Source organism: uncultured Altibacter sp. (assembly GCF_963972995.1).
GTDB lineage: Bacteria > Bacteroidota > Bacteroidia > Flavobacteriales > Flavobacteriaceae > Altibacter.
Genome location: NZ_CAXAXI010000004.1, coordinates 1 through 19,576, shown reverse-complemented (window position 1 = coordinate 19,576; position 19,576 = coordinate 1). Strand labels below are relative to the sequence as shown.

The 19,576-nt window shown below is 40.8% G+C and carries 19 protein-coding genes and 1 other RNA gene; 11 read left to right on the top strand and 9 right to left on the bottom strand.

Annotation, left to right across the window (positions count from 1 at the left end; translation table 11 throughout):
• Positions 1–19: 19 nt before the first annotated feature.
• The 4 genes from rny to AACZ11_RS02565 all read right to left on the bottom strand — a co-directional run bounded on the left by rny (position 20) and on the right by AACZ11_RS02565 (position 2,398).
• A complete protein-coding gene (gene rny, locus AACZ11_RS02580; protein ID WP_290626012.1) occupies positions 20–1,585 on the bottom strand; it encodes a ribonuclease Y in 1,566 nt (521 codons plus the stop codon).
• A 57-nt stretch (positions 1,586–1,642) separates the two neighbouring features.
• A non-coding RNA gene (gene ssrS, locus AACZ11_RS02575) (6S RNA) lies at positions 1,643–1,750 on the bottom strand.
• A gap of 57 nt (positions 1,751–1,807) precedes the next feature.
• Positions 1,808–2,098, bottom strand: a complete 291-nt coding sequence (locus AACZ11_RS02570) for a cell division protein ZapA (RefSeq protein ID WP_290626010.1) — start codon at positions 2,096–2,098, stop codon at positions 1,808–1,810.
• Positions 2,099–2,107: 9 nt separating this feature from the next.
• Positions 2,108–2,398 (bottom strand): hypothetical protein, encoded by a 291-nt coding sequence (locus AACZ11_RS02565; protein ID WP_290626008.1) that lies wholly within the window; start codon positions 2,396–2,398, stop codon positions 2,108–2,110.
• A 145-nt stretch (positions 2,399–2,543) separates the two neighbouring features.
• Here AACZ11_RS02565 and AACZ11_RS02560 point away from each other — a divergent pair, with 145 nt between their 5' ends.
• Both AACZ11_RS02560 and AACZ11_RS02555 read left to right on the top strand, forming a co-directional pair.
• On the top strand, positions 2,544–4,235 hold the full coding sequence (locus AACZ11_RS02560) for a M23 family metallopeptidase (protein WP_290626006.1): 1,692 nt from the start codon (positions 2,544–2,546) through the stop codon (positions 4,233–4,235).
• Between the two features lie 15 nt (positions 4,236–4,250).
• Complete coding sequence (locus AACZ11_RS02555; protein WP_290626004.1) at positions 4,251–6,716, top strand: carboxypeptidase-like regulatory domain-containing protein; 2,466 nt, start codon at positions 4,251–4,253, stop codon at positions 6,714–6,716.
• A 5-nt stretch (positions 6,717–6,721) separates the two neighbouring features.
• Here the strand turns inward: AACZ11_RS02555 and AACZ11_RS02550 are convergent, their stop codons facing one another.
• The gene (locus AACZ11_RS02550; protein ID WP_290626002.1) at positions 6,722–7,870 is read right to left on the bottom strand and encodes a cysteine desulfurase family protein; all 1,149 of its coding nucleotides are present in this window, start codon (positions 7,868–7,870) and stop codon (positions 6,722–6,724) included.
• Positions 7,871–7,961: 91 nt separating this feature from the next.
• On the opposite strand from AACZ11_RS02550, the gene AACZ11_RS02545 reads away from it, so the two are divergent.
• Positions 7,962–8,828: a hypothetical protein gene (locus tag AACZ11_RS02545; protein WP_290626000.1), complete on the top strand. Its 867-nt coding sequence runs from the start codon at positions 7,962–7,964 to the stop codon at positions 8,826–8,828.
• Here the strand turns inward: AACZ11_RS02545 and AACZ11_RS02540 are convergent.
• Positions 8,825–9,373, bottom strand: a complete 549-nt coding sequence (locus AACZ11_RS02540; RefSeq protein WP_290625998.1) for a Smr/MutS family protein — start codon at positions 9,371–9,373, stop codon at positions 8,825–8,827. The genes AACZ11_RS02545 and AACZ11_RS02540 overlap by 4 nt on opposite strands.
• Positions 9,374–9,563: 190 nt before the next feature.
• Here AACZ11_RS02540 and AACZ11_RS02535 point away from each other — a divergent pair, with 190 nt between their 5' ends.
• The 3 genes from AACZ11_RS02535 to AACZ11_RS02525 all read left to right on the top strand — a co-directional run bounded on the left by AACZ11_RS02535 (position 9,564) and on the right by AACZ11_RS02525 (position 12,123).
• A complete protein-coding gene (locus AACZ11_RS02535; protein ID WP_290625996.1) occupies positions 9,564–11,405 on the top strand; it encodes a T9SS type A sorting domain-containing protein in 1,842 nt (613 codons plus the stop codon).
• Between the two features lie 11 nt (positions 11,406–11,416).
• A complete protein-coding gene (locus AACZ11_RS02530; RefSeq protein WP_290625994.1) occupies positions 11,417–11,713 on the top strand; it encodes a DUF2752 domain-containing protein in 297 nt (98 codons plus the stop codon).
• Positions 11,714–11,799: 86 nt separating this feature from the next.
• Positions 11,800–12,123, top strand: a complete 324-nt coding sequence (locus AACZ11_RS02525) for a CCC motif membrane protein (protein WP_290625992.1) — start codon at positions 11,800–11,802, stop codon at positions 12,121–12,123.
• Between the two features lie 70 nt (positions 12,124–12,193).
• Here the strand turns inward: AACZ11_RS02525 and rocD are convergent, their stop codons facing one another.
• Positions 12,194–13,474, bottom strand: a complete 1,281-nt coding sequence (rocD, locus tag AACZ11_RS02520) for an ornithine--oxo-acid transaminase (protein ID WP_290625990.1) — start codon at positions 13,472–13,474, stop codon at positions 12,194–12,196.
• A gap of 146 nt (positions 13,475–13,620) precedes the next feature.
• Here rocD and rlmD point away from each other — a divergent pair, with 146 nt between their 5' ends.
• From rlmD to AACZ11_RS02505, 3 genes are read left to right on the top strand one after another with little or no spacing between them, the layout of a single operon-like run.
• Positions 13,621–15,033, top strand: coding sequence for a 23S rRNA (uracil(1939)-C(5))-methyltransferase RlmD (rlmD, locus tag AACZ11_RS02515; RefSeq protein ID WP_290625988.1), 1,413 nt, complete (start codon positions 13,621–13,623; stop codon positions 15,031–15,033).
• A gap of 28 nt (positions 15,034–15,061) precedes the next feature.
• Complete coding sequence (locus tag AACZ11_RS02510) at positions 15,062–15,550, top strand: DUF6452 family protein (protein ID WP_290625986.1); 489 nt, start codon at positions 15,062–15,064, stop codon at positions 15,548–15,550.
• On the top strand, positions 15,516–16,223 hold the full coding sequence (locus AACZ11_RS02505; protein ID WP_290625984.1) for a DUF6048 family protein: 708 nt from the start codon (positions 15,516–15,518) through the stop codon (positions 16,221–16,223). Before AACZ11_RS02510 ends, AACZ11_RS02505 begins: the two co-directional genes overlap by 35 nt.
• Here AACZ11_RS02505 and AACZ11_RS02500 read toward each other — a convergent pair whose 3' ends face one another.
• Entirely contained in the window at positions 16,224–17,381 is a 1,158-nt protein-coding gene (locus AACZ11_RS02500) for a THUMP domain-containing protein (protein ID WP_290625982.1), read from the bottom strand.
• A gap of 58 nt (positions 17,382–17,439) precedes the next feature.
• On the opposite strand from AACZ11_RS02500, the gene AACZ11_RS02495 reads away from it, so the two are divergent.
• Both AACZ11_RS02495 and AACZ11_RS02490 read left to right on the top strand, forming a co-directional pair.
• Positions 17,440–18,171, top strand: a complete 732-nt coding sequence (locus AACZ11_RS02495) for a class I SAM-dependent methyltransferase (protein ID WP_290625980.1) — start codon at positions 17,440–17,442, stop codon at positions 18,169–18,171.
• On the top strand, positions 18,171–18,836 hold the full coding sequence (locus AACZ11_RS02490; protein ID WP_290625978.1) for a ZIP family metal transporter: 666 nt from the start codon (positions 18,171–18,173) through the stop codon (positions 18,834–18,836). Before AACZ11_RS02495 ends, AACZ11_RS02490 begins: the two co-directional genes overlap by 1 nt.
• Before the next feature lie 18 nt (positions 18,837–18,854).
• Here AACZ11_RS02490 and AACZ11_RS02485 read toward each other — a convergent pair whose 3' ends face one another.
• Positions 18,855–19,478: a hemolysin III family protein gene (locus AACZ11_RS02485; protein WP_290625976.1), complete on the bottom strand. Its 624-nt coding sequence runs from the start codon at positions 19,476–19,478 to the stop codon at positions 18,855–18,857.
• Between the last annotated feature and the right edge of the window lie 98 nt (positions 19,479–19,576).

Below are 19,576 nucleotides of genomic sequence, written 5' to 3'. Positions count from 1 at the left end.
CTCCCGTGGGAGGCTTTTTTTATTTGGCTATGTTCACCGCGCGGGTCTCGCGGATCACCGTGATCTTTACTTGACCCGGATAGGTCATATCGGTTTGTATCTTTTGTGAGATCTCGAACGATAACTGTGCGGCTTTTTCATCACTTACTTTTTCACTTTCCACCATCACACGAAGTTCTCGCCCTGCTTGGATGGCATATGCTTTATTTACACCGTTAAAGCCGAAGGCAATGTCTTCCAAATCTTTTAATCGTTGGATGTAAGAATCCAGCACTTGACGTCTCGCGCCCGGACGTGCCCCGCTAATAGCATCACATACTTGTACAATGGGCGACAGCAGGTTTGTCATTTCTATCTCATCGTGGTGTGCACCTATCGCATTACATACTTCAGGCTTTTCACCGTATTTTTCGGCCCATTGCATTCCGAGAATGGCATGAGGAACCTCAGTTTCGGTTTCCGGTACTTTACCTATGTCATGCAAGAGACCGGCACGCTTGGCCAGTTTCGCATTCAATCCCAGTTCACTAGCCATGACCCCGCAGAGCTTTGCCACCTCACGCGAGTGTTGGAGGAGGTTTTGACCGTATGAAGAGCGGTATTTCATTCTACCCACTGCTTTAATAAGCTCCGGTTGTAACCCATGGATACCAAGATCGATCACGGTGCGTTTTCCTACCTCTATGATCTCTTCTTCTATCTGTTTGGTAGTTTTCTTAACGATCTCTTCGATACGTGCCGGATGAATTCTTCCATCGGTAACAAGTTTGTGCAACGAAAGACGTGCTATTTCACGACGTACCGAATCGAAACACGAAAGAATAATAGCTTCGGGGGTATCGTCTACAATGATCTCTACACCCGTTGCTGCTTCAATGGCTCGAATATTACGTCCTTCCCTACCAATAATACGTCCTTTAACATCGTCACTTTCTAAATTGAATACGGAAACGCAATTCTCTACAGCCTCTTCCGTCCCGATACGTTGAATGGTGTTGATGACGATCTTTTTCGCTTCCTGCTGAGCGGTCATTTTGGCCTCTTCAATAGATGATTGTATGTAAGCCATAGCATCGGTCTTGGCTTCTTCTCGAAGATTCTCAATAAGCTGCGCCTTGGCATCTTCGGCCGAAAGGCTTGAGATTACTTCCAACTGCTCGATTTGACCGCGATGCAGTTTATCTACTTCCGATTGTTTTTTCTCTAAATATGCAAGCTTCTCATCGTAGTCCTTTTGCTTTGCCTCCATTTCGGCATTGAGCTTTTTAGATTTGGAGAGTTCGTTGGAAACTTGAGATTCTTTATCGCGAATGCGTTTTTCAATGTCAGAGATCTTCTTGTCTCTACTCAGGATCACTTTTTCGTGCTCCGATTTTAACTCGATAAATTTTTCCTTGGCCTGAAGGATTTTATCCTTTTTTATAGACTCTGCTTCGGTTTTTGCTTCTTTCAAGATCGTAGCGGCATTCTTCTTTGCCGACTTCACAAGTTGTGAGGCATTATTGCGCTCCAACAACTTTGCAATAAGGAAGCCAACGGCGATCCCTACGATCGATACTATAATTATGGTAATGATATTATCCATTTTCCGATCTGTTTTTGGTGTAAAAAAAAAGCCTACATTAATAGATGCATTTTGAATAAACTCCTTAAAAACAAGTTTAGGGCTAACAAGCTGATCAAGTATCCGCTCAAAGACGGCTCGCTTTTACAACTTTAACTCACCCTTTTTAAAGAATTCGTGTTGAGTTTACCAAAAAATAATATTAATGTAGGCAGTAACCTTTGTATTTAAAAGAACTTAGTATTATGTTAAATGCTCCTGTAACAATTGATTTAAAGCTTCCAGCTTGTCTTCAATGTGTTGTTCATCAGTATTCTTATCAATCCCTTTTTGCTCTACCTGAGCTGCAAATTGCAAGGCACACATGGCCAATACATCCTGCTTGTCCCTCACGGCATAGCTTTTTTCGAACCTTTTTATCATTTCTTCGATCTTCTTGGCGGCTTTTCTAAGGCCTTCTTCCTGCGCAGGGTTTATAGTTAATGGGTACACCCTATCTGCAATCGAAATCTTGATTTTTAATTGGTTCGACATGATTTCAGTTTACTCGGAAAGCTGTGCGATACAAAGATCGATCTCCCGAACTAAAGCATTTATTTTGAGTTTTGTTTCTCGTTTATGTTGGTCGCTGCCAAGTATTGAATTCGCTAATTTCAATGAGGTACACTTTTCTTGCCACTGCTGAATATCATTTTCATATTCTTCTTGGCGTGTCTTTAAAAGTTGCAGTTCTTCGGTCAATGCTGCATTGGATTGCTTCAGGATCTCATGTCGGTGAAGCAACTTGCTAATCCTATTTTCCAAAGAATCAACAATTTCTGAAAGATCACTCATTAATTGTTTATTTCAATACTATACAGACAAAGTTAACACACATCCCCTAATAAGACAACTCTTTTCTATAATTTTTTGTAATATTGAATTACATTCACAATAAAACCTCCAACTCCCCATTAATCTATATTGAATTATGCATTTTATGAAGAATACACTTTTGTTATGTCTGCTTATTATTGGAGGTCTTCACTTGCAAGCACAACATTCGGTCCCCACAGATTATTTCTCGAATCCGTTGGATATTCCGCTCATTCTTTCGGGTAGTTTCGGGGAATTACGAAGCAATCATTTTCATAGCGGATTGGACATAAAGACACAACAAAAAGAAGGCTTGCCCATCTATGCGCCTGCCGATGGATATGTGAGCAGGATCAAAGTAGCCCATTACGGTTACGGTAAAGCCTTGTACATTCAGCATCCCAATGGATACAGTACGGTCTATGCGCACCTCCAAAAGTATGCAGGTGCCATCGAACAATACGTCAAAGAGAATCAATACAACAAAGAATCTTTTGAAGTAGAGCTGTTCCCCGAGGCTTCCAGGCTAACAGTAAATAAAGGAGATATCATCGGCTATACGGGTAACAGCGGAAGCAGCGGCGGGCCTCACTTGCATTTCGAAATACGGGATGGAGCTTCTCGCCCTATGAATCCTATGTTGTTTGGGATCGACATACCCGATACTAAAAAACCCCTTATCAATAGTGTCATGGCGTATCCTATTTCTGATGATGCCCACGTGAACAAATCACAAAATCCTATAAAATTGCGGTTAATGCTCCAAAAGGACGGGTCGTATAAGGCCGAAAAGATCACAGCTCATGGAAAAATTGGCTTTGGTGTCTCCGCTTACGATCAGCAGGATGGAGCATCCAATAAAAACGGAGTATACAAGATCACAACGCACTATAATGGAACAGAAAGCTTTAAAGTGCTGTTTGAAAAATTTTCTTTTGACGAAACTCGGTATCTCAATAGATTTATTGATTACTACTATTGGATGAACAACAAGAGCAGAGTGCAAAAGTTGTTTAGAGAAGCTAACAATCCCTTAAGTGTGATCACTTACGAGAACGATAATGGTTTTATTGTTGTTGAGGATGGTTTTAGTTCTAATTACACCATTGAAGTAACCGATTTTAAAGGGAATGTTATAAATATTACAGTTCCTATTGAAGGTACCAACGAGGAGATTCTTGAGCCTAAGACCGTCACTAAGACCGACGATTTTATTTATGCAAATCAGGCGACCTCCATATCTAAGGGTAAATTTAGTGTCTATATTCCCGCGAACAGTTTATATGAAGATACCTTTTTAAACATACAGGCACAGGGCGATACGCTGCTTCTTCATGAAGATGTGATCCCTATCCATAAAAATATTACGATCACCGTGGACGCCTCCAATTACGATCCCAAGGATCTTGATCGCTTATATGTTGGCCGCCTGAATTACCGTGGCGACCCATACTATAATACCACCACAAGAAAGGGAGATAAACTTTCGGCTTATACACGCACCTTCGGATCCTATGTGTTGGTGGCAGATACAACGGCGCCTTTGGTGAAAGCATTGAATTTTGACGACGGAAAGTGGATTAGCAAGAACGAAACCCTTCGGTTTAAGATAACCGATGATTTAAGTGGCATAAGCAGTTACCGTGCAACCGTGAACGGAAAATTCATTTTATTAGAATATGATTACAAAAAAGACGTTCTAACCTATGATTTTGATGATGGTGTGATTACCGATACTGAAAATAATTTGAAACTGATTGTTATAGATAATGTGGGAAATAGTACTACATTTGAAGCAACCTTTTTCAGAAAATAATTCAAAAAATTGCTTTTGAAAACAACAACCTTACCGCTACTTCTTCTGTTATTCTTTACAATTGCAAACGGTCTCTCGCAAAATGCGACAATAAAAGGGATTGTTCTTGACGATACGAACACACCACTTCCCGGAGTGAACATTAGCTATCAAACCAATGCCGGAACACAAACCGACATCAACGGCTATTATCTGCTGGAGATCCCTTCCAACGAAAAGGTAGCGCTTACCTTTTCCTATATTGGATTTAAGGATGTAACACTGTCCATAACACTGGAACCTAACGCTGATTATGAGTTCAACCCGGTCATGAAGACGGATATTGCTCAAATAGGTGAAGTTGTTATTTCCCGACGAAAACAAAAACAAGTTGAAGGAATTACGACGATCGCCCCGGAGGTGATTCGAAAAATTCCCGGAGCAAACGCCGGCGTTGAGAACCTGTTGAAATCACTTCCGGGCGTAAGTGGTAATAATGAATTGAGTACGCAGTACAATGTTCGCGGTGGAAATTACGACGAGAATTTAGTCTATGTGAATGAAATTGAAGTATATCGCCCGTTCTTGATACGTAGCGGACAACAGGAAGGGCTAAGTTTTGTGAACAGCGACCTTACGCGTTCGGTAGATTTTTCGGCCGGAGGATTTCAGGCAAAATATGGAGACAAACTTTCTTCGGTGTTGGATATTGAATACCGACAACCGGTTGATTTTGGTGCTACCGCAGACCTTAGCTTGTTGGGAGCAAGTGTTTCGGTAGAAGGTATTTCAAAAAGCGAACGACTGCGCGGTATCGTTGGACTGCGCTACAGGGACAACAGCTTGTTTGTAGAGGCCAAACAAACCGAAACGAACTTTACACCGAAGTTTGCCGATGCTCAAACGTATCTTTCGTATAAATTCACGAATAAGTTCGAGTTGGGTTTTTTAGGAAATATATCTATTAACGATTACAACTATCAGCCACTTACACGTCAAACAAACTTTGGTACATTATCAGACCCAATTGCTCTGTTGGTTTTTTACGAAGGTCAGGAAGAAGATCGCTACAATACATACTTTGGCGCTTTAAAGGGAACCTATGTGGTTTCTGAAAACTATACCGCAAAATTCATCCTATCCGGATATCAAACCACCGAACAGGAATATTTCGATATCTTGGCACAATATCGATTGGGTCAAGTAAATACGAACATAGGCGATGAGAACTTGGGAGAAGTAGAGTTTACCGAAGGAATTGGAGGTCAATTGACGCACGCCCGTAACGATCTCGATGCTTTGATCATCAATGCAGAACACAAAGGAAATCTTTCGCTTGACGAGAATAAAATAGAATACGGAGTAAAATATACACGAGAGGACATTAGAGATCGAGTGCAGGAATACGAGATCATCGACTCTGCAGGGTTTTCTATTCGTCCACCAATAAGTGATTTTGTAAACGACCAACCGTACACCCCTTTCGATGCACCCATAGTGCCTTTTACCGAAATACGGGCACAGAACGATGTACAGATCGACCGAATTTCAGGATACGCTCAGTGGAGTCGGCGTACCGAATGGGGCACGAATAAAGTATGGCTCAATGCAGGCGTACGCGCTCACAATTGGACCGTGAGTGGAAAAGATATAACAAGTACCACGCAAACGGTCTTTAGCCCCAGAGCTCAGATTTCCATAAAGCCCGAATGGGACATGGACATGTTATTTCGCCTTTCAGGCGGATTTTACCATCAGCCTCCTTTTTACAGGGAATTACGTGATTCTACAGGAACCGTCCGTCCCGGAGTCAAAGCACAGCAGTCGATCCATATTGTATTAGGAAATGATTACAGTTTCGATCTATGGGGAAGACCTTTCACACTCAATTCGGAAGTGTATTACAAAGATCTCACCGATGTAAACCCCTATACGCTCGAAAATGTACGCATACGGTACAGGGCCCGTAACAATGCCGTGGCGTATGCCTATGGTTTGGACATGCGACTGTCCGGTGAATTTGTTCCCGGAACCGAAAGTTGGATAAGTTTCGGGTATTTAAAAACCGAAGAGAACATTGATGATCGCGGTTATATATTCCGACCCACCGATCAACGATTAAAATTTGCAATGCTCTTTCAGGATTATGTGAAAGTGATCCCCGATCTTAAGATGTATTTAAACCTGGTGTACAATACAGGTCTGCCGGGAGGATCGCCCAGTTATGCAGATCCGTATACGTTTCAGCGGCGATTACGAGATTACAAGCGCGCCGACGTAGGTGTCTCCTATGTGATTGTCGATCAAAAGAAACTGCGGGATAGCGGATGGCTGAGTCCGTTTGAAGAATTGACCGTAGGCGCAGAGATCTTTAATATTTTCGATGTGCGGAATTCAATCACCAATACTTTTGTGCGTGATGTATATACCAAAACCCAGTATTCCATACCAAACTTCTTAACCCCTCGTGTATTCAACGTACGGGTGACTATGAAGTTCTAGTGTTTTTATTCTGAAATAAAGGACTGAAGCACTTCAACCACATAGTCTATTTCTTCTTTGGTATTGAAACTACTAAAAGAAAAGCGGATGCTAGGTTTTTTGAGGTCTTCTTCGGAAAGGATTTCAGACAATACATGCGAGCCTTTTTCACTACCACTTTGGCACGCACTTCCTTTGGAACAAGCAATTCCTTTAAGGTCTAACTGAAACAGAAGCAACATAGCTTTTTCTTGAGAAATTGGTAAACATACATTGAGCAATGTATAGGTGCTTCTTTCATTATCTTCACAGGCGCCGTTAAATTTTACCCCCGGTATTTTTGCTGAAAGTTCTTCTTTGAAATAATCTTTCAGTTCCAAGATATAGGCACGCTCCTTTTTTAAATTTTGATATGAAATCTTTAATGCTTCGGCCATTCCGGCAATCGCATAAACCGCTTCAGTACCGGCCCGTAAGCCTCGCTCCTGCTCTCCTCCGTGAATTATTGATTTCAGGTTACTGTTCTTTCTAACGAATAAAAATCCGGCACCTTTAGGTCCGTGGAATTTGTGTGCTGCCGCAGCAGCGAAATCGATGGGTATTTCAGAAAAATCCAATTCGTAATGCCCTACAGATTGAACAGTATCGCTATGGAACAGTGCGTTGTGCTCTTTAGCCAGCATTGCAGTTTGTTTAAGGTCCAGCAAAGTACCTACCTCATTATTTACGTGCATAAGAGAAATAAGTGTTTTTTCATCAGATTCTCTAAGCAACGATTCCAAATGTTCGAAGTCAACTACCCCACATTCATCCAATTTCACATAGGCAACTGTAATATTGTATTGCTCTTGAAGCTCTTGTACTGTATGAAGCACAGCATGATGTTCAATTTTACTAGTAATGATACGTGTAACACCAAGATCACGAACGCAACTTTGCAGTACCAGGTTATCGGCTTCGGTCCCGCCGGAAGTGAAGATAATCTCACTGGCATTCACTTTTAAATGGCCTGCAATTTCTTTACGAGCATTTTCAAGTAATGACTTAGATGATCTACCGTAAGAATGTGTAGATGAAGGATTTCCGTATTCTGTTTTAAGTACTTCAGAAATACATCGTATGACCTCACTTCGAAGTTGTGTGGTCGCAGCGCTATCAAAATAAACTTTCTTCATAGGTCGCAAAAATACATATTATAATAAACTAAAATACCACAGTTATAAAGAAATCCGTTTCTTTGTAACTGTTGTAATTATTATAAGAACTATGAATAGAATAGTAGCACTTGGACTTCTTCTAGTAACATGCCTGGCGTCATGTGATGACGGGGATGTGATCGTTACCACATTCGATTTTGAGGATGCCAACCTTCAAGTGTGCGGGGAGCCGGGATCGTATGTGTTTTTTAAGATCAATTCGTCTACTGCAGAAAGTCTTTCATTGCAACTAAACACTACCGAAACACTTTTCTTGGATAACGCAACTGTAGATTTCGATTTAGGGGCTTCAAATGTTGTTAATTATAGGACCTATTCAGAAACCATAACGAGCAGCTATTTTTGCAGCAATGTTCCGCCCACGAGTCCACTGGTTACCATTGACTACTTGGCAACATCGGGTGTCGCAACACTTATCACTACTCTAGTACTCAATGATAATGATGCACTCGAGGAAGATCCTGAAAGCACGATCGATACAGATAATGATGGGTTATTGAACTACTTTGACTTTGATGATGACGGCGATAACGTTCCTACCGCTGTGGAAATTGGTCCCGATCCGGACAACCCGCAAGATACCGATGGAGATGCCATGCCCGATTATTTGGATATCGATGATGACAACGATGGAGTCTTAACACGAAATGAGGCCGGCGGAGGCTTGGATCCCACACAAATGATCACGGACCCTACCGTTGGTCCCGACTATTTAAATCCGGCAGTAGCCACGCCAGTTTTCGTGGAGATGTATCGGGAACACAGTTATAATCTGAGAAGCAGTATCAACCTATTCTTGTCCAATGTTGTATTTGTGAATGGCGAAGAACAGATCGTTCAGGAGTCCTTGGACATGGGAAATATACAGGACGTAGTAGATACCACTATTACAATCACTCCTAAATTTATAAATTAGGGCGTTTTATTCTGAAAAATATATACTTCTGTAGCTCCGCGACCAAATTTTTGATAATCGGCATCATAAAACTCAATATTCTCGTATCGTTTAAAAAGGTATTCCAATTCAGCCCGGAGTACACCGTCTCCTACCCCGTGTATAAAAACAATTCGCTGGATGCGTTTTGAAATAGCAAAATCGAGTTGCCGTTTAGCGGTGTCGGTTTGAATTGTTAACATATCGTAATTACTAAGCCCTTTTTCACTTTTAACCAGTTGGTGTATATGAAGATCTACTACCATGGGAGGCGCCGATCGATCTTTTGACTTGACACGAGGGGCGTCTTTTCTCTTTTTAGTTTCTTTTTCTGAAATAATATTAGAAATAGTGTCGGGCATCAATTCACGAGGGGCAAATGCCGAATGTTCCACAACCAATTCATTTCTATGGAATTGCATTTCAAATCCGTCGTCTGTGACAATAGTGACGTCATCACCTGATATTTCAGTGATCTTTCCTGAAATTATATCATCTAGAACAGATACTTTTGCCCCTTTTTTCATTTCGATTTTCTTTATAATGAAGGAAAATACGTCAATTATTTGAATCGTATGTAAGAATTTTACAACTCCCTGAGTATTAAATTTCTGTGATTTTTTACTTAAATTGTTCGTAAATACAAAAATATTTTTAAATTTACCACGGAAATAGTGGAATTTTCCCCCCAGAAAAACCACGTTAAACCAGTGAAATATGAAAAACCTACTACCCCTCGCAACCCTGTTGCTCTTCTCTGCTGTGTCCATTGCTCAGCTTTTTGTAAAACCCAATGGAGCTACCGATTCTTATGTATATGTGAATGACCAAGTACTTTACGTAGACGGTTATGTAAATTTACAGGAAAACAACCCTGGAACTGCAAGAGCAAGTGTTTATTTAAGAAATCAATCACAATTAGTACAAGGTGGAACTACTTCCACGAATACCGGAAACGGGTACATCTCTGTATTTCAAAATGTACCGGATGATGATGCCTGGGATTATACCTTTTGGGCTTCACCTGTGGGGATCACTACCGGAAGCGGAAATCAAAACTTTGGCGTAGGCAGGGTACACGACTCTCTCGGCTATACCAACTCAACAGTTGCACTAATCACACCCGGACACAATGGAGGCATCAATCCGCTTACAATCTCGAGACGTTGGTTATACAGACGTCCTGCAGGTGTTAATAATTACATAGCTATTAATACCTCCAACGCAGTGCCGGCCGGGTACGGTTTTACAATGAAAGGTGTTGGTACTGTCAATCACAATCAAATTTACGACTTTAGAGGTCGTCCAAATAGTGGAAATATTAATGTTGCCGTTACTCCGGGAACTTCGGTTTTGGCAGGAAACCCTTATCCTTCAGCATTGGATCTGAACCGTGTTTTTTACGATCCGGATAATAGTGAGATCAGCGAGTTTTGGTATTGGGATGAGGACAGAACAATAAATTCTCATTTGTTTATACAGAATAAAGGTGGTTTTGGGATTTATGTTCCAGGGCCTAACGATCCAAACGGGACCACAGATAATGGTTTTTACACCCCGGCTCCCTTTCTTAATTATGATGCCGGAGGTAATCCTAGTGGCGGTCAAACAGGTGCGGGTGCAGTGTACGCGCGGCGTTTTGCTCCTATCGGCCAAGGTTTCGACATCACAACGCCCGGCGCAGGTGGTGATGGTGTAATCATCTTTAAGAACAGTCACAGACGCTACATTAAAGAAGGTGCTGCTTTTGATTCACAATTTAGAAGCGCAATACCAACCACAGGAACTTCAACGGGAGCGGATCCCGGAGGAACTGTTATTGAACCTGATAATCGTTTGCCTCATTTGCGCATAAATGTTCAAATGAACGATTCTCATATTCGTCAATTAGTACTTGCATTTTTTGATGAAGCCACAGAGAAGTTCGATAGAGGGTTGGATGGAAGAAGTCCAATGGATGCTACTTCAGAAGCCTACTTCCCTATTGGTACCGGAAATGAAATGGAAAAATTCGTGATCCAAACGCTTCCTTTTGAGAATGGTACGGTACAGGTTCCATTAAATTTGAAGTTGAACGGGCAAACAACAGTTAAGTTTACTACCGTAGAGCAAGTAAATATGGACCGTGAGGCGTTTTTATATGATAATGTTACCAATACATACCACAATTTTACTCAAGATTCAGGAGCGGAAAAGATATTACCTGCCGGACATTATCAAAATCGTTTCTTTATTGTATTTAGAAACAATGGTAGTACATCAGATCCAAATTCAGAATTGGCCAAGGTGGTAACCCAGCGTGACATGGTAGTGGAAAACGTTGATTTCTTTCAAAACAATCCGGTTTCGCAATTAGAGGTAACGAATCCCGAAGGTTACACTATCAAAACTGCACATATTTATGATATGTCAGGAAAACTTGTAATTAGCAGAAATGATATTGGTGATTCTACGAAGTTCACCTTTTCTACCGCTACCTTGAGTGATGGTGTATATTTAGTAAAACTTACTACGGATGATGATATAATGATCGATTATAAGATCACGATCCGTAATTAAATACTTCCTTTATGAACATAGAGGGCCTGGAAGATTATATGTTGGAATGCACCAATAAGAAAATCTTCGGGGTTGAATGTTTAGGCTGTGGCATCCAACGTGCTACAGCCTTACTTTTTAGAGGTGAGTTTATTGCCGCATTTAAAATGTATCCTGCCATCTATAGCCTTATAATTTTAGCAGTGGTGGTGGTTATTAATCTATTCGTTAAATTTCGCTATGCCTTTCAGATCAAGGTGGCACTCCTACTCCTTAACGTAGTTATCATAATTGGAAGTTATATTATGAAGATGAGTTCGGTGTTGTAATTCACTAAAATTTATGGGAATACAAGTTAGGTTTAAATTATTTCGTTTAAATTTATAAAGTTAATCAACTAAATACTCTTTCAATTATGGAAAAACAAAAATTACCTAACGCTACCCTTATTCTGGTTTTTGGTATAGTCTCAATCGTAACATGTTGTTGTTATGGAGTTCTTGGGCTTATTTTCGGTATCATTGCCATTGTTATGGCTAAGAAAGCTACCGCAGTCTATATGGCCAATCCGGAACAGTATACGGGGTATCAAAATGTAAAAACAGGAAAAATCCTTGCCATTATCGGTATCGTGCTTAACGTGATTTATCTTGGATATGTTATATTCTTATTCGCCACTCTTGGAATGGACGGCATCATGAATATGAATCAAGAGCTTATGGAGCAATACGGAATGTAATAATTCTATAACTAATAAAAAAAGCGGCAATTGCCGCTTTTTTTATTCTCTCAATTTCATTCTTATCTTCTTATTTGTCAAACTCCTTAAGTGTCTCTATAATGATCGCAATACATTCTCGCAATTGTGCTTCATTCATCACTAATGGCGGAGCAAACCGAATAATATTACCATGGGTAGGTTTTGCCAATAATCCGTTATCACGAAGTTTCAAACAAATATTCCAAGCAGTATCGCTATCTTCAGTATCATTGATGACAATTGCATTCAACAGACCTTTTCCTCGAACCAACGTAGCAATAGTACTAGTTTCAATATACGCTTGTAATTCACTTCGGAAGAGTTTTCCTAACATATCTGCGTTCTCCGCCAAAGCTTCATCTTTCACTACCTCAAGCGCTGCCATAGCGACGGCTGCTGCTACCGGATTTCCACCAAAGGTCGAACCATGGGTACCCGGCTTAATGACACTCATAATTGGGTCGTTAGCCAATACGGCCGATACCGGATAGGCACCACCACTAAGGGCTTTTCCAAGTATAAGGATATCTGGCTTCACGTCGGGTGTACCACTGCAATCCTTTTTAGGACAGTCGCAATTACCACAAGTAGCCAACAAACGCCCCGTACGGGCAATTCCTGTTTGCACTTCATCTGCTATAAACAGTACATCATATTTCTCGCAAAGTGCTTTGGCCTTGATCAAATATTCGTCAGAAGGAACGTAGACCCCTGCCTCTCCCTGAATAGGTTCGACCAAGAATCCGGCTATATTCGAGCTACTCGCCATTGCCTGCTCCAATTCAGCTAGATTATCGTAGGATACTTTTATAAATCCTTTGGTGTAAGGTCCAAAGTTCTTTCTCGCCACAGGATCGTTTGAAAAGGAGATAATTGTTGTCGTCCTTCCGTGGAAATTGTTTTCACATACAATGATCTCTGCTTCATTTTCATCGATTCCCTTTTTTTCATAAGCCCACTTCCGGCAAATCTTGATTGCAGTTTCAACGGCTTCAGCTCCCGTATTCATAGGCAAGAGCTTATCGAATTTAAAATATTCGCTCGCATATTTCTCATACTGCCCCAACATATCGTTGTGAAAAGCTCTCGATGTAAGCGTAAGTCGCTGCGCTTGGTCGTTCATGGCACCAACAATCTTAGGATGGCAATGCCCCTGATTCACGGCACTATAAGCCGAAAGGAAATCGAAATACTTCTTGCCGTCCACATCCCACACATAAACTCCTTCACCACGAGTCAATACTACCGGTAGTGGATGGTAATTATGAGCTCCGTATTTATTTTCTAGATCGATCGCTTTCTGGGAAGCTGTTTTCTCTAACACTGCCATTTTTTTCTGAAATTAATAGGTAGAACAAAGTCGATTCCTGCTTTGCGGAGAGAAATCATCCGTAGGTCCGCAAATTACTAAAATATTCCCACATTTTTTGGCGATCTCCCCCATTTTAAACGCTCTAATTATGCTATTTTTGCACGATGTCCAGAAGAAAGAACAACCGAAAGATTTTTGAAGATGTAGCTGTGATCGATGCAGGAGCTAAAGGAAAAGCGATTGCGAAAGCTCCGGACGGCCGCGTGATTTTTATCGATAACGCTGTACCCGGAGATGTGGCTACTGTACAAACCACAAAACAGCGTAAAGCCTACTATGAGGGGTCGGCTGTTTCAATTTCTAAATTTTCTGAAAGACGGGTCGAACCTGTCTGCGAACATTTTGGTGTATGTGGCGGTTGCAAGTGGCAGAATATGAGTTACAAAGATCAGTTATATTTCAAACAGAAGGAGGTTGAGAACAACCTTATCCGGCTCGGAAAGATAGAAATCCCAGAAGTACAACCTATTCTTGGCTCGGAACGCACTTATTTTTACCGAAATAAGATGGAATTCTCCTTTAGTGATAATAAATGGTTGACACTAGAACAAATACAAAGTGACGAAGTGATCACCAATCGCAATGCACTTGGGTTTCACATACCGGGAATGTGGGATAAGATACTCGACCTGAACAATTGTTATCTCCAGCAGGACCCTAGCAATGCCATTCGGGATTTTGTGAAAGAAAAAGCCGAAATGCTTGATCTCTCTTTCTTCAACACGCGGAAACAAGAAGGTTTTCTAAGAACATTGATGCTTCGTACTTCTTCCACAGGAGAGGTGATGGTACTTCTACAATTCTTCTATGAAGATGCTCCAAAGCGTATTGTTTTACTAGATGCCATCGCTGCGCAGTTTCCTGAAATAACTTCCCTTCTCTACGTCATCAATAGCAAAGGAAACGACACTATATACGATCAAGAAGTCATTTGTCATGCAGGTCGCGATCATATCTTTGAAGAAATGGAAGGGCTTACGTTTAAAATCAACGCTAAATCTTTTTATCAAACCAATAGTGAACAGGCATATGAGCTTTATAAAGTTACAAGAGCGTTTGCCGGACTTATCGGATCGGAAGTAGTGTTTGATCTTTATACCGGAACAGGCACCATTGCACAATTCGTAGCAAAAAATGCTAAGAAGGTCATAGGGGTAGAAGCTGTTCCTGAAGCTATTGAGGCGGCCAAAGAGAACGCAGAACGAAATTCCATCACCAATGTTTCGTTCTTTGTTGGTGATATGAAAAAAGTTTTCAATGACGATTTTTTGACTACACACGGCAAACCCGACGTAATCATTACCGATCCGCCCAGAGACGGGATGCACGCTGATGTGGTTCAGCAATTACTCACTATTAAAGCGCCAAAGATCGTCTACGTGAGCTGCAACAGTGCCACACAAGCGAGAGATCTAGCTATGCTGGATGTCTTGTACAAAGTGACCAAGGTACAACCGGTAGATATGTTCCCACAAACACACCATGTGGAAAATGTTGTACTTTTGGAAAAGCGTTGATGTATTCTGAAAAAGATCCGGAGATTCTATGATAAAATATTTTCTTTTAATTATTGCTTTTATAAGCCTGTTGATAGGATGCACTCGCGATGATATCTGTGCCGAAGGGACCGCCACTACCCCACTGTTGATAATTACATTTAAGGACAGTGCCAATCCTACAGAAACAAAAGAGGTGCCAAATCTCACAGTAAGAACTTCGGGGTTGAACGGTGTCGTAGTCTTAAGCCAAACCACTACAGATTCAATAGCCATCCCACTGAATACGAATCTAAATACTTCATCCTTCCTCTTTAAAAAAGATGATGGGGGCAGCGCTCCAAACGATGCCATGCTTGCTTTTACCTATCAGCGCGAGGATCTTTATGTGAATAGAGCCTGTGGTTTTAAAACAATTTTCACCAATCTAACCACCCAAGAAGAGGATCCGAATACCGGAAATTGGATCGTAAGTATAGAAACCCTTAACCCTACGGTAGCCAATGATACGTCTGCGCACCTTACTATTTTTCATTAGTATTTGTCTGCTAACGATCCTTTCAGGTTCGGCACAGCAGACAGGTACAGCTCAGGACACACTCAAGGTGCGTTCGGAAGCCTACGGATTGCGTGTAGGGGCCGATCTGTCCAAGCCGCTGCGTACCCTACTGGAAGATGGTTATTCGGGGTTCGAGATCGTGGGTGATTTCAGAATATCACAAAAATTCTATATTGCAGCAGAACTAGGAAGTGAGAAGAAGGATATTTTTGAACCGTATATTAACACTACCACGTCAGGGAGCTATGCCAAAATAGGCATGGATTATAATGCGTATACCAATTGGCTCGGTATGGATAATGCAATTATCGGTGGGCTTCGGTACGGGTTCTCCAGTTTTTCTCATGAGCTTTTGGCCTATGGTGTCTATACGACCAATCAAACATTCCCACAAACGTTTAAGGTAGATCCACAGGAATTCAATGGACTAACGGCACATTGGGCGGAATTAATTGTTGGAGTGAAGACGGAAGTCTTGAACAACCTCTATCTTACCCTTCAAGTACAACTAAAACGGAAGCTAAGCGAGGATCAGCCTGAGAATTTTGACAATCTTTATATCCCGGGTTTCAATCGAACCTACGATTTTAGCGAATTCGGTGTAGGATACGGATATTCACTTTCCTACCTTATCCCAATCTTTAAGAAGTAATTACTGTTTCTTCTCTTTTTTACTGCCTTCGTACATCTCATAACGAACAAACTTACTTTCGAGTTTCCCGTTATACAGCTTTATTTTTGCTGAAGGTCGTAAACCTACGTGCTTCAGGGCTTCCATGTTGGAGGTGATCATCCATGCTTGCGTGCCGGCATATCCATGCTTTAGTGTGGACCCGATATCGGCATAAAATTTAGAAATATCTGCCACCGAAATACGTTCGTCATACGGCGGATTGAATATCATATATAATTGTCTTCCTGTCACCTTTTCACTTTCGAAGAAATTCTTTACTTCAAAATCGATAAAGTCCTGAAGATTGGCATTTTTGGCATTTTCCTTGGCTTTCTTAACCGCTAGCGGATCTACGTCGAATCCGTATATCTTAAAATGAAAATCCCGAATTTTACTAAGTGCCGCATCTTCAATTCGCTCATACAGATTGACATCAAAGTCGGGCCAGGTTTCAAAACCAAACTCATCTCTGTTTAAATTTGGGGGGATATTACAGGCTATCATGGCAGCTTCCGTGACAATAGTACCACTTCCACACATTGGATCCATTAGATCACATTGTCCGGACCAACCTGAAAGCATGATCATTCCCGCTGCTAACACTTCATTGATCGGCGCGACGGTACTTTCGGTCTTATAACCGCGCTTGTGCAAGGAGTGTCCGGAACTATCCAACGATACGGTACAAATGTTACGATCGATATGAACATTAATTCGCAAAGTAGGATGATCCAAATCTACATTGGGACGTTCCCCATCCCTATCACGAAAACGATCGACAATGGCATCCTTTGTTTTAAAGGCGACATATTGAGAGTGTGTGAATTGTTCAGAAAACACTGTAGCATCAATCGCCAAACTGCCTTTTGCACTCATGTAGTGCTCCCATGGCATATCGTAGATCCTTTTATAGAGGTCCTCTTCAGAAAAAACATTAAAGGCCGTAATGGGTTTTAAGATCTTAATGGCGGTACGGCAACAAAGGTTTGCTTTATACATAAAACCGGTATCCCCTTCAAAAGAAACATTTCGCGTCCCTATCTCAATGGCACCGGCACCCAACTGTCTTAGCTCCTGTGCTAGTAATTCCTCCAGTCCGTAGAGGGTTTTGGCGACCATTTTAAAATTTTTTCCCATAGTGTCATTCATAAAGTCCTACAAAAATACAGTATTTTAGCAGCGGAAACATTGATTCATGCAAAAAGAGACCGATACTTGGTATACCTCCTGGTTTGACACGCCTTACTACCATATTTTATATAAGGATAGGGACTACGACGAAGCAGGATATTTTATGAGGCGGATTACATCGTTTTTGGAATTGTCTAAAGATGCCGAAATTCTTGATCTCGCCTGCGGAAAAGGACGCCATTCAAAATATTTGAATACGCTAGGTTATAAGGTTATTGGCGCAGATCTCTCACCACGCAGTATAGCGTATGCAAAAAAATTTGAGAATGAACGCCTGGAATTTGTTGTTCACGATATGTGTAAACCCTTTACTTCAAAATTTGATGCGATCTTCAATCTGTTTACAAGCTTTGGTTATTTTGAGTCTGAAGAAGACAACGTGAGAACGATTAAAGCAATCAAGAATGGTTTAAAACCTAATGGGTATGGAGTCATCGATTTTTTAAATGTTCATCATGTGGCAAAGCATTTAGTTGCTTCTGAAACTAAGACCGTAGAAAAGATCGATTTTCATATAAAGCGTCATATAACCGATGGTTATATCTATAAAGAAATTCAATTTAAAGATAATGGACAAGCGTATGCCTTTACAGAACGCGTTAAAGCGCTTACTCTAACCGATTTTTTGGTATATTTTGAAGAGGCTGAAGTATCCTTACATCATTGTTTTGGAGATTATCACTTACGGGAATTCGATCAAGATACCTCCGAACGTCTTATCTTAATTTTTAATTGATGGTCTATATTGTACTCTTTTTAGCTGTTGCAATAGGCTATTTAATTGCTGAAGGTCTCAAGGCACGTGAGATGAAGCAGCTCACCATCTATTTGGCTTTTAGCGGGGCATTCCTTCTTTCCATGACTATTTTAGAGCTGCTTCCTGAAGTGTTCGAAATGCCCACCGAACGTATAGGGATTTTTATCATGGGAGGAATTTTGCTTCAAATTTGCCTTGAATTCTTTTCAAAAGGAGCCGAACACGGACATATTCATTTACATTCAGATAAACGAAACTTTCCGTGGCTACTGTTTATTAGTCTTGCTATTCATGCACTTTTGGAAGGTTTTCCCATTTCTGAAGAAAATAATATCCTTATAGGTATTTTGGTGCATAAGATCCCTGTGGCAATTATATTATCGTTCTTTTTTATAAAAGCGAAGTATAGTAGAACTGTCACCATCCTTTTTATGACCTTATTCGCACTTATGACACCATTGGGAAGCTGGTTATCCACTTTTGAAACACTACAGACCTATCACACTGAAATTACTGCGGTAGTCATAGGTATCTTCTTGCACGTTTCTACCACGATCTTATATGAAAGCAGTAAAGATCATAAATTCAATTTGGCGAAACTCATCACCATAGTGCTAGGGTTTGTACTTGCCTATATTATCTAGATGACTGTACCGTACATTTTAGATGACATCTAAAAATATAAAGAAGAAATGCGCGATACTGCCTCCTAACACAAAGAAATGCCAGATTACATGATTGTATGGGATTTTTCGTATAGCATAGAAGAGGATCCCAATAGTATAGAAAGCGCCTCCTAAGAGAAGAAGTGTAATTCCCAAAGACGTTTGTTGTTCCAATAAGTTGTTGAGATCAACTACAATAAGCCATCCCATGATAAGGTATAACAATAATGACAAGATCTCATATCTTCCGGTAAAAAAGATTTTCAATAGTGTCCCAAAAGCCGCAATGCTCCAAACCGTCCAAAACAAATACCACCCGGAACTTGCTTCCAAGGATATTAAAGCTACGGGTGTATATGTACCCGCTATGAGAAAATAAATACTAATATGGTCGATCTTACGACAAGTTTCTTTCCAAGATTCATGGGTTACGGCATGGTAAATTGTAGATGCTGCAAATAAAACAATTATTGAAAGCGAATACACAATAATACTGAATGTGCTATACGCTGTTTTTTCGGAATCGTATACCAACAGCAATACGAGCCCCACGACGCCCAGTAGAATTCCAAGTCCGTGTGAAGCTGCATTCCACAATTCTTCAATTTTAGTTTGTTCCAATGGTTTTTATTTAGTGGTATAACTATTTTTTAAAAAATCTATTGCATAAAAAAAGACCCAATTCTTTCGAATTGGGTCTTTATAAGAAGGCGGCGACC

Bases quoted from the DNA above. Each gene is read 5' to 3' on its own strand.
- rny (WP_290626012.1), bottom strand. From the start codon at position 1,585: ATGGATAATATCATTACCATAATTATAGTATCGATCGTAGGGATCGCC.
- AACZ11_RS02570 (WP_290626010.1), bottom strand. From the start codon at position 2,098: ATGTCGAACCAATTAAAAATCAAGATTTCGATTGCAGATAGGGTGTAC.
- AACZ11_RS02565 (WP_290626008.1), bottom strand. From the start codon at position 2,398: ATGAGTGATCTTTCAGAAATTGTTGATTCTTTGGAAAATAGGATTAGC.
- AACZ11_RS02560 (WP_290626006.1), top strand. From the start codon at position 2,544: ATGAAGAATACACTTTTGTTATGTCTGCTTATTATTGGAGGTCTTCAC.
- AACZ11_RS02550 (WP_290626002.1), bottom strand. From the start codon at position 7,870: ATGAAGAAAGTTTATTTTGATAGCGCTGCGACCACACAACTTCGAAGT.
- AACZ11_RS02545 (WP_290626000.1), top strand. From the start codon at position 7,962: ATGAATAGAATAGTAGCACTTGGACTTCTTCTAGTAACATGCCTGGCG.
- AACZ11_RS02540 (WP_290625998.1), bottom strand. From the start codon at position 9,373: ATGAAAAAAGGGGCAAAAGTATCTGTTCTAGATGATATAATTTCAGGA.
- AACZ11_RS02535 (WP_290625996.1), top strand. From the start codon at position 9,564: ATGAAAAACCTACTACCCCTCGCAACCCTGTTGCTCTTCTCTGCTGTG.
- AACZ11_RS02530 (WP_290625994.1), top strand. From the start codon at position 11,417: ATGAACATAGAGGGCCTGGAAGATTATATGTTGGAATGCACCAATAAG.
- AACZ11_RS02525 (WP_290625992.1), top strand. From the start codon at position 11,800: ATGGAAAAACAAAAATTACCTAACGCTACCCTTATTCTGGTTTTTGGT.
- rocD (WP_290625990.1), bottom strand. From the start codon at position 13,474: ATGGCAGTGTTAGAGAAAACAGCTTCCCAGAAAGCGATCGATCTAGAA.
- rlmD (WP_290625988.1), top strand. From the start codon at position 13,621: ATGTCCAGAAGAAAGAACAACCGAAAGATTTTTGAAGATGTAGCTGTG.
- AACZ11_RS02510 (WP_290625986.1), top strand. From the start codon at position 15,062: ATGATAAAATATTTTCTTTTAATTATTGCTTTTATAAGCCTGTTGATA.
- AACZ11_RS02505 (WP_290625984.1), top strand. From the start codon at position 15,516: ATGATACGTCTGCGCACCTTACTATTTTTCATTAGTATTTGTCTGCTA.
- AACZ11_RS02500 (WP_290625982.1), bottom strand. From the start codon at position 17,381: ATGGGAAAAAATTTTAAAATGGTCGCCAAAACCCTCTACGGACTGGAG.
- AACZ11_RS02495 (WP_290625980.1), top strand. From the start codon at position 17,440: ATGCAAAAAGAGACCGATACTTGGTATACCTCCTGGTTTGACACGCCT.
- AACZ11_RS02490 (WP_290625978.1), top strand. From the start codon at position 18,171: ATGGTCTATATTGTACTCTTTTTAGCTGTTGCAATAGGCTATTTAATT.